The 6,940-nt window shown below is 73.3% G+C and carries 9 protein-coding genes; 5 read left to right on the top strand and 4 right to left on the bottom strand.

The features are described from left to right. The 5 genes from ACTIFU_RS17445 to ACTIFU_RS17425 form a co-directional block, all read left to right on the top strand. Nucleotides 1–735: helix-hairpin-helix domain-containing protein (locus ACTIFU_RS17445; RefSeq protein ID WP_439579593.1), on the top strand; the 735-nt coding region annotated here is incomplete at its 5' end. A 17-nt stretch (nt 736–752) separates the two neighbouring features. After that, nucleotides 753–1,337: a CDP-diacylglycerol--glycerol-3-phosphate 3-phosphatidyltransferase gene (gene pgsA / locus ACTIFU_RS17440; RefSeq protein WP_439579592.1), complete on the top strand. Its 585-nt coding sequence runs from the start codon at nt 753–755 to the stop codon at nt 1,335–1,337. A gap of 61 nt (nt 1,338–1,398) precedes the next feature. Further along, complete coding sequence (locus ACTIFU_RS17435) at nt 1,399–1,977, top strand: hypothetical protein (RefSeq protein WP_439579591.1); 579 nt, start codon at nt 1,399–1,401, stop codon at nt 1,975–1,977. Between the two features lie 10 nt (nt 1,978–1,987). Continuing rightward, nucleotides 1,988–2,239, top strand: coding sequence for a molybdopterin converting factor subunit 1 (gene moaD, locus ACTIFU_RS17430; RefSeq protein WP_439579590.1), 252 nt, complete (start codon nt 1,988–1,990; stop codon nt 2,237–2,239). A 1-nt stretch (nt 2,240) separates the two neighbouring features. Then, nucleotides 2,241–2,699: a molybdenum cofactor biosynthesis protein MoaE gene (locus ACTIFU_RS17425; RefSeq protein ID WP_439579589.1), complete on the top strand. Its 459-nt coding sequence runs from the start codon at nt 2,241–2,243 to the stop codon at nt 2,697–2,699. A 70-nt stretch (nt 2,700–2,769) separates the two neighbouring features. On the opposite strand, the gene ACTIFU_RS17420 is transcribed toward ACTIFU_RS17425, so the two are convergent. The 4 genes from ACTIFU_RS17420 to ACTIFU_RS17405 form a co-directional block, all read right to left on the bottom strand. Beyond that, the gene (locus ACTIFU_RS17420; protein WP_439579588.1) at nt 2,770–3,132 is read right to left on the bottom strand and encodes an SPW repeat protein; all 363 of its coding nucleotides are present in this window, start codon (nt 3,130–3,132) and stop codon (nt 2,770–2,772) included. Nucleotides 3,133–3,473: 341 nt separating this feature from the next. Next, the gene (locus ACTIFU_RS17415) at nt 3,474–4,748 is read right to left on the bottom strand and encodes a hypothetical protein (protein WP_439579587.1); all 1,275 of its coding nucleotides are present in this window, start codon (nt 4,746–4,748) and stop codon (nt 3,474–3,476) included. An 18-nt stretch (nt 4,749–4,766) separates the two neighbouring features. Continuing rightward, complete coding sequence (locus ACTIFU_RS17410) at nt 4,767–6,206, bottom strand: ArnT family glycosyltransferase (RefSeq protein WP_439579586.1); 1,440 nt, start codon at nt 6,204–6,206, stop codon at nt 4,767–4,769. A gap of 66 nt (nt 6,207–6,272) precedes the next feature. Next, nucleotides 6,273–6,940: response regulator (locus tag ACTIFU_RS17405; protein ID WP_439579585.1), on the bottom strand; the 668-nt coding region annotated here is incomplete at its 5' end.

The raw sequence follows: 6,940 nt of genomic DNA, 5'->3' as shown, positions 1-6,940 counted from the left end.
GAGGGAGTGGCGCGCGTGTTCGGCCTGCCCGCTCCCCCCGAGCGCATCGAGGTCTACGACAACAGCCACACCATGGGCCGCGAGCCCTACGGCGTGATGATCGTCGCCGGGCCGCAGGGATTCACGAAGTCCGCCTATCGCAAGTTCGCGATCAAGGGGCCGGCCCAGCCGGGCGATGACTTCGCCATGATGCGCGAGGTGCTGGAGCGCCGCTTCGGCCGCGCGCTGAAGGAGCACCCCGACCGCGACCCGGGCACCTGGCCCGATCTCGTGCTGATCGACGGCGGCGCGGGCCAGCTCTCGGCCGCGCGCGCGACCCTCGCCGGGCTCGGGATCGAGGACGTGCCCCTGGTCGCGATCGCCAAGGGGCCGGATCGCAATGCCGGGCGCGAGCGGTTCTTCTCCGAGGGCCGCGAGCCGATCGAGCTGCCGCCACGCGACCCGGTGCTCTACTACCTCCAGCGCCTGCGCGACGAGGCGCACCGCTTCGCCATCACCACGCACCGGGCCGGCCGGCAGAAGACCATGGGCCGATCCGGGCTCGACGCGATCGAGGGGGTGGGGCCGTCGCGCCGGCGCGCGTTGTTGAACCACTTCGGCTCGGCGCGCGGAGTGGCCGCCGCCGGGCTTGCCGCGCTGGAGGCCTGCCCCGGCATCGACCGGGCGCTGGCACGACGGATCTACGAGCATTTCCATCCCGGCGCCGGCCCCGATACACTGCACCGCAGCGGCTGACCTTTCCCGGGAACCCTGTGCCGAGCGACCTGCCCAATCTGCTGACCCTGTCGCGCATCGCCGCGATCCCGTTGATCGTCGGCCTGTGCCTGCTCAGGCTGCCCGCGGCCGATCTCGCGGCCTGCGTGGTGTTCACCGCCGCGGCGCTGACCGACTGGCTGGACGGGCACCTCGCGCGCAGGCGTCGGGCCACGTCCGAGTTCGGCCGGATGCTCGACCCGATCGCCGACAAGCTGCTGGTCGGTGCGGTGCTCATGCTGCTCGCGGGGCTGGGGCGCCTCTCCGATATCGGCTTGATCGCGGCGATCGTGATCATGCTGCGCGAGATCCTGGTCTCCGGTCTGCGCGAGTTCCTCGCCGGGCTGGCACACAGCTTGCCGGTCAGCCGGCTCGCGAAGTGGAAGACCGGGGTCCAGATGACCGCACTCGGCATGGTGGTGGCGGGCGACGCCTCGGCGCGGCTGCTGGGCCTCGGCTTCCTGCCGGTGGGTCTGCTCGGCGAGGCGCTGCTGACGTTGGCTGCCGCGCTGACCCTGATCACCGGGTGGGACTACCTGGTCGCGAGCCTGCGCCACGTGCGCGGCGCGGCCGCGGCCGAGTGACATGCTTGCGCCGGGCGCGCCGATGGCACACATCTCGGTCGGCGACCTCAAGGAGGGACGAATGCGACGTGCGATCCGGGGCTGGGCGGCCGTGGCGGCCTGTTCCCTCCTGGTCTCGGGCTGCGGCATGTTTTCCGGCTCCGGCGTGGGCTTCGGCGGCTTCGGCACCGCGCGCGCGCCGTCGGTGCCGGCGGACAGCTACACCCAGGCGCGCATGGCCGGGGCCGAGGGTGCGATCCAGCCGCTCGAGGTCGATACCTCGGTCGAATGGCCGCGCGACACGGTCGAGCGTGCCTCGATCTTCGAGACCGAGGAGGAGCGGCGCGCGCGCGCGCGCCGCGAGCGGCAGGTGCAGCGTCCGCGCGGCTCGCCGGCGCCGGCTCCGGCGCCGCAGGCGCAGCGCCGTGACCCCGCGGAGATCATCGACCGCGTGCCGCCGCGCGAGCTCGCCGCACCAGAGCCCGAGCGCCGCGGCCAGGGCATCCCCGGCGCGCCGCCCGGCACGGTCACCACCGGCGGCACTGGACGCACCGGCACCTTCGGCGGTCCAGCCGGCAGCGGCACCACCGTGCGCGACGGCGGCACCATGACGCTGATGGGCGCGGACGGGCAGATCAGGACCGTGCCCGCGCCGCGCTGAGGCGGCCGCGATGAAGGTGCTCTACTTCGCCTGGCTCCGGCAGAAGGTCGGCCTCGCCGAGGAGGAGGTGGCTCCGCCCGACACGGTGCGCGATGTCGGGGCGCTGATCGACTGGCTCGCCGCGCGCTCGCCTGGCCACGCGGCGGCCTTCGCCAATCGCGCTGTCGTGCGCTGCGCGGTGAACCAGGATTTCGCGACACCGGACGCGCCCGTGCGCGCGGGCGACGAGGTCGCGTTCTTTCCCCCTGTCACCGGCGGCTGAGGTGGCGCGCGTTCTCGTGCAGGCGGCGCCGTTCGACGTGGCGGCCGAGCTCGCCGCGCTCACCGCGGGGCGGACGGATATCGGCGGCATCGGCCTGTTCGTCGGCACCGTGCGGGACACAGCTGGCGGGCGGCGCCTCGCGGCGATGACGCTCGAACACTATCCGGGGATGACCGAGCGCGCGCTCGCTGCGATCGTGGCCGAGGCGCAAGCGCGCTGGCCGCTGGCCGGCTGCACGGTGATCCACCGCATCGGCCGGCTGACGCCGGGCGAGGGGATCGTGCTGGTCGCCGCCGCCTCCGCCCACCGCCAGGCCGCGCTGGAGGCGACCGCGTTCCTGATCGACTGGCTGAAGACCCGCGCGCCGTTCTGGAAGCACGAGGAATTCGCCGACGGCGGCGGCGCCTGGGTGGCGGCGCGCGAGACCGACGATCTGGCCGCGGCGCGCTGGGCCGGCTGAAACGACGAACGCCCGCGCCGAGGGCGCGGGCGTCGACCGTCCGGAACCGCCGATCCCGGGCAGGGTCACCTCAGGCGTGGGCGGTCTTGCCGGGCTGGCACTCCTGCCACAACTCGATCGCCGCGGCGATCGCCACGAGGATGCCCAGCACGACATGGCTCCACATCGCGCCGGCGATCGCGGCGAAGCCGACCAGCCAGGGCGCGACGATCGCCCAGACGCCGGCCGCCAGGTTCACCCAGGACGCGGCGAAGGCGTAGCCCGCGAACCCGGCGAACGCGACCAGCACCATCACCGCGCCGGTGATCCAGGCGGTCCAGGCCGCCGGCGTCTCGGCCGCGAAGCCGACCAGCCACGGCGCCAGCGCCAGCACCAGCCCGAACGCGACCTGGCCGCCGAGCAGGGCCTTCTTCCAGTCCTCGAACTTCCTCATCGTTCGCACCTCCTTTCGGCGGCGGATTCGGCTCCCCGCTTGGGCGAAGCCGGGGCCGCCTTCCGTCGATCCGGGACGTCCAGGCGCCGGGATGGCGCATCCGCGTCCGGCCCCGGTCAGGAGATGTGGTCGATCGCGTCCGGAGCAGGGCGGTTGCGGCACCGCCGGGCCATCCGCCGCCATCCGCAGTGCGGCGCCCATCGTTTCGTCGCTCCGCCGGCCACATCCTGGACCGAGCAAGACGGATGCGGAGATTACGCGGCATCGATCCCGACGCCCGGATGCCGAGCCCACTCAAGGCACTCGGCTCGACCGGCGAAATAGAACGGCAAGGCGGAACGTCAAGAGGGGGAGGGCGCGCGCCGCGCGAAGCGCCGGCGCAGGATCGTCCGCGCGGTTTCGCCCCGGCCGGCGCGCAGGCAGGCCGCGATCGCCGTGTCCTCGATCATGTCGCGCTGCGCGCCGCTGCCGCCGATGCGCACAGCATCGGGCAGGGCCGGGACCAGCAGGTCGGCGGCCTCGTCATGCGCGCCCGCCGCGAACGCCGCGAAGCCGCGGCAGAGTGCCGGGACCACCGGACCAGCCGGGAGCCGTCCGGCCGCGAGCAGCGCGTCCAGTGCGGCGATGCGGCGTTCCAGCGCCTCGCGCCGCCCGGTGACGGCTTCGAGCAGCGCGGCGTGCAGGTCGGCGAAGGGCAGTCCCGCGTTCGGGAACCGCTCCACGCCGTAGGCGGCGACGTCCTCCCACGGCAGCGGCCGCGAGGGCGCGCGCAGCATCACCCGCCAGAGCAGCGATGCGCTGTCCGTCAGCGTGTTCAGCGGCGGCGCCCGCGACACGGCCGGACGGATGCGCGTCTCGTAGAGGGCAAGCGCCGTCGCGACGTCGTCACGTTCCAGCGCGAACAGCGCGAGGTGCCAGGCGAGATGCGCGTTCAGCGTGCCGGAACGGTCGTACTGCGGCAGGAATGTCTCGGTTTCCTGCCGGCCTGCGTCGACTTCGCCGCGATCGTGCCGCGTGTGCGCGAGCGCGTGCGCGGCATTCGCGTTCAGCGGCCGCAGCGCGAGCGCGTGCAGCAGGTGATGCTGCCCGGCCTCCAGCGCGCCGGCCTCGGCATAGGACCAGCCGAGATAGCCCTCGAACCACCAGTCATCGGTGTAGTGCGGCGCGACCGCGTCGCAGAGATCCGCCCGCGCACGGTCGTGGTCGGGACGGCCGGAGAAGGCGTAGAGCCCGAACGCGCCAAGCGGCAGCGACAGCACCAGCGCGTCGCGCGGATGCGCGGCGATGTGGGCGAGGGCGGCCGCGAGCGCGCCGTCGCCGCCGAGGGCGCGGGCGAGGATTGCCGCCTGCGAGGCCTCGCGCTCGGTCGCGCCGTCGAGCGCATCGTGCGCCGCTTCCACGGCCTGCTTCGCCTCCGCGACGCGTCCCATGATCTGGAGCTGGCGGGCGCGCCCGACATGCGCGGCGGCGAAACGGGGGTCGGCGGCGAGCGCGCGGTCGAACGCGTCGAGCGCGCCGGGCCATGCGGCGAGCATCAGATCGAGGCCCTCGCGATAGGCCTCGGCCGCGTCGGCGCTCGACGTGGTGATGGGCAGTCCGCGCTGGTCCTCGTGCATCGGTGCGTCCTCCGCCCCTCAGTCCCGATAGCCCCGGAACCCGTCGAGCCGCCAGAGCGCGTAGCTGAGCGCCGCATCCGGATGGGTCGGCACGGCGATGCGCGCAACCCGCTCGGCGCGCGCGAAACGGGCCGCCACGTCGGGCGCCTCCGACCGGCGCGTGACGAACAGGAACGGTCCCGCCGTGCCCGGCTGCAGCGGCGCCGTCAGCTCGAACTCGTTGCGTGCCCCACCGTCGGGGTTCCACATCAGCGCATCCAGCGGATGCGGGCGGATGTAGTAGATCAGCGTCGCCATGTCGCGGCGCTGCTCGAACAGGAAACGCGCGTCACGATGCTCGGCGGCGGCGCGCGCGACCGCCTGGCCCAGCGCCTCCCAGCCGCGCTGGCGCATCCAGGGATCGGCCCGGCGCGGCAACTCGATGCCGGCGGCGCCGAGGGCAGGGGGCCCAACGAACAGCAGCGCCGCGGCGGCGACGTGCAGCGCCACCGAGGCGCGGATCAGCAGCGGCCGCGCCTGCGCGCGCGCCCAGGCCACCACCAGGATCGTGCCGGCGGCATAGACCGGCGCGGCCCAGTTCGCGTTCGCGCGCGAGGCAAAGGACTGCATCACCATGATTGCGCCGAGCGGCACCACGAACAGCGCCAGCATCCGCGTACGAGGCTCGTGCCAGGTGTCGCGGCGGGCCAGCACCCAGAGCAGAGCGGCGAACAGGATCGGCCCGAACACGCCGAACTGCGCGCCCACGAACTCGGCGGCGGTGAGCGGATTGAACGCCACGCCGCGTGCAAGGTTGGTGTTCTCGCCGACGTGACGCACGGTCGCGAACTGGTTCGCAACGTTCCACACCAGATTGGGCGCAAGAGCCGCGAGCGCGAGGGCTCCCGCGATCCATGGTCCTGGTCCGCGCAGCAGCTTCCGCGCGGTGCGGTCGAACGCGAACCACAGCGCGAGCGACAGCACGAACCCCGCCATCGCGTACTTCGCCAGGAGGCCAAGCCCGACCGCGAGGCCGAGCAGCGCCCACCATCGCGGCGCCGTCCCTTCGCGCAGGCGCACCAGCGCGTAGAGCGCAGCCGCCCACGCCGTCAGCAGCGGCGCATCGGTCGAGGCGATGGTCGACGACACCGACACGGCCGGCAGGGTCGCGTAGGTGACGGCGGTCCAGAACCCGGTGCGGGCGTCGAACAGCCTTGCGGCGGCGGCCCCGAGCAGCAGCGCCGTGGCGGCATGCAGCAGCGGCGAGGCAAGCCGCACGCAGCCCTCGCCGTCCCCGCACAGTGCCGTCGTGCCGGCGATCAGCCAGGCGATCAGCGGCGGCTTGGTGAAGTAGCCGGGGCGCAGGTCCTGGGCCCAGACCCAGTACTGCGCCTCGTCGGCGTAGAGGTTCGGCTCGTCGGTGGCGAGCCAGACCACGCGCGCGAGCGTGATCGCGGCAACGGCAAGGAACGTGTTCACGCGACGCCAATAACAGAACTGCGGGGAGGACGCTCCTCCCCACACCAGGCTGCATGACCGGCCGCGTCAGCTGGCGGACGGCGGCGGCGCCTGGGCAAGCGCCTCGCGGACCTTCAACGCCAGCTCCTGGCGCCGATAGGGTTTCGCCAGCAGGCGGACACCCGGACCGAGCGAGCCCTGGTGCAGCATCGCCTGCTCGGTGTAGCCGGAAGTGAACAGGACCGGCAGGTTCGGCCGGCGCCGGCGCGCCTCCTCGGCGAGTTGCCGTCCGTTCATGCCGCCCGGCATCACGACGTCGGTGAACAGCAGGTCGAACCTGTCGCCGCGACCGAGCGTCTCCAGGGCCTCGGGTCCATTGGCGACGCTGACGACCCGGTAGCCGAGCTGTTCGAGCTGCATCGCGACATGCGCGCGGACCAGCGCGTCATCCTCGACCAGCAGGATCCGCTCCGAGCCGTGCGGCACCGGGTTGGCCTGCGCGGAGCGCGCCTCTCGCTCCTGCTCGGCTCCGGCGCGCGGGAGGTAGAGCTTGATCGTCGTGCCGAGCCCAAGCTCCGAGTAGATCTTCACATGGCCCCTGGACTGCTTGACGAAGCCCCAGACCATGCTGAGCCCGAGACCACTGCCCTTGCCGACCTCCTTGGTGGTGAAGAACGGGTCGAAGGCACGCGCCCGGACATCGGGCGCCATGCCCGTGCCGGTGTCGGACACCGCCACCATCACGTAGGGGCCGA

Source organism: Elioraea sp. (assembly GCF_051860475.1).
Taxonomy (GTDB): Bacteria; Pseudomonadota; Alphaproteobacteria; order Acetobacterales; family Acetobacteraceae; genus Elioraea.
The sequence above is the reverse complement of the archived record's forward strand: the minus strand, read 5'-3'. Positions and strand labels throughout refer to the sequence as shown.